Here is a 1,572-nt window from a genome sequence, read left to right as displayed (position 1 = left end):
AATGAATTTATAAAATTTTACAAATATTCCTTGACCACCAGAACGGAATTATGTCCGCCAAAACCAAAGGCATTACTGATCGCTACGGCCACATTTTTCTCGCGGGCCTGATTTGGGACGTAGTCCAGGTCGCATTCAGGATCGGGGGTTTCATAATGGATCGTCGGTGGCAACGTATTTTCCCTGATTGCCTGTACGCAGAAAATGGTTTCCAGCGCACCTGTCGCACCCATCATATGCCCGGTCATTGATTTGGTGGAGGAGATGGCTGTATTATAGGCATGCTGTCCAAGCGCCGCTTTTATGGCTTTCGTTTCAGAAGCATCATTGAGCTGGGTCGCCGTGCCGTGGGCACTTATATAATCCACTTCATCTGGATTGACCTGAGCCGTCGCGAGTGCCTGTGAAATTGCTGCCGCGCCCCCAACGCCGCCCGTGGAGGGTGCTGTAATATGGAAAGCATCTGCGGTGGATGCATACCCGGCTAACTCCGCGAGGATATTTGCACCACGCCCAATTGCATGGCTTTCCCTCTCAAGCATCAAAATACCCGCACCCTCGCCCATTACCAGGCCATCCCGGTTCTTGTCGAAGGGAGCAGGGACTGTCGTGTAGTCATCATTCCGGCGTGATAAAGCGCCGATTCGATCAAATGCGGCGATTCCTGTTTCAGTAATTGTCGCTTCAGATGCACCCGTCAAGGCGGCATCGATCATTCCTGAGCGAAGCATCATCCAGGCCAGGCCAATTCCGTCAATACCAGAGGCGCAAGCGGATGCGACAGACATCGCGGGGCCTTTGATACCAGTATCAATCCCAATCATTCCTGCGGCGCCATTTGCCATCATCATTGGGATTAAAAATGGGCTCACACGTCTTGCACCCTCATCCTTAAGTGTGAATATTGCCTCTTCAAGAGAAGCGAGCCCGCCCATAGCAGAGGAGACGAGCACGCCAATCCGTGGTGCGTTTTCCGGGGTGACTTCCAATCCAGAATTTTGCAAAGCTTCTTGTGCCGCAGCGGTTGCGTATTGTTCAAAAAGATCCCGACGACGAGCTTCCTTTATGGGCATATAATTTTTTGGGTCAAAATCCTTCACTTCGCAGGCGATTTGCGCCATCCAGCCAGATGCATCAAAGCGGGTGATCGGGGCAACGCCAGACACTCCATTGACGATGTTTTTCCAGGTCTCCTGGACCGTTAACCCAACAGGGTTGATAGTCCCCATACCAGTAATGACAATTTTTTCCATGCTGCCTCCAAATAAATATTCTTCTAAAAAAGAGTAACCCCCGCGAGCGCACTTCGTCACGGGGGAGAGAGTTATTGTGAGACTATTTTTTCTCGAATTATATTATTCCCCCGGCTTGGGAAAATATTCTCCTTCAACCCACTCATCTCCCTCTGGTGTAATTTCTTTCTTCCAGACAGGAACGATCTCTTTCAGGCGGTCAATCCCATAACGTGCGGCATCAAAAACACCAGTGTCCCGATGAGATGCTGTGCAGGCGATCAATACTGTTGGTGTACGAGGATAGAGTTTCCCGATCCTCTGGACGATGGCAATTCCT

Annotated in this window: 2 protein-coding genes; both read right to left on the bottom strand. The window is 50.4% G+C overall.

What is annotated here, in order from left to right; genetic code table 11:
• Positions 1–17: 17 nt before the first annotated feature.
• Positions 18–1,253 (bottom strand): beta-ketoacyl-ACP synthase II, encoded by a 1,236-nt coding sequence (fabF, locus tag AC3DOM_RS08560; RefSeq protein WP_487918620.1) that lies wholly within the window; start codon positions 1,251–1,253, stop codon positions 18–20.
• Between the two features lie 102 nt (positions 1,254–1,355).
• On the bottom strand, positions 1,356–1,572 hold a 217-nt coding region (locus AC3DOM_RS08555; protein ID WP_487918619.1), incomplete at its 5' end, for a molybdenum cofactor biosynthesis protein MoaE.

The sequence above is a fragment of the Candidatus Desulfolinea nitratireducens genome, assembly GCF_982879505.1.
Note: the sequence above shows the minus strand (reverse complement) of the source record. Positions and strands in the feature narration are given on the sequence as shown.

Excerpts from the sequence above, each read along its gene's own strand:
- fabF (WP_487918620.1), bottom strand. The coding sequence starts at position 1,253 with ATGGAAAAAATTGTCATTACTGGTATGGGGACTATCAACCCTGTTGGG.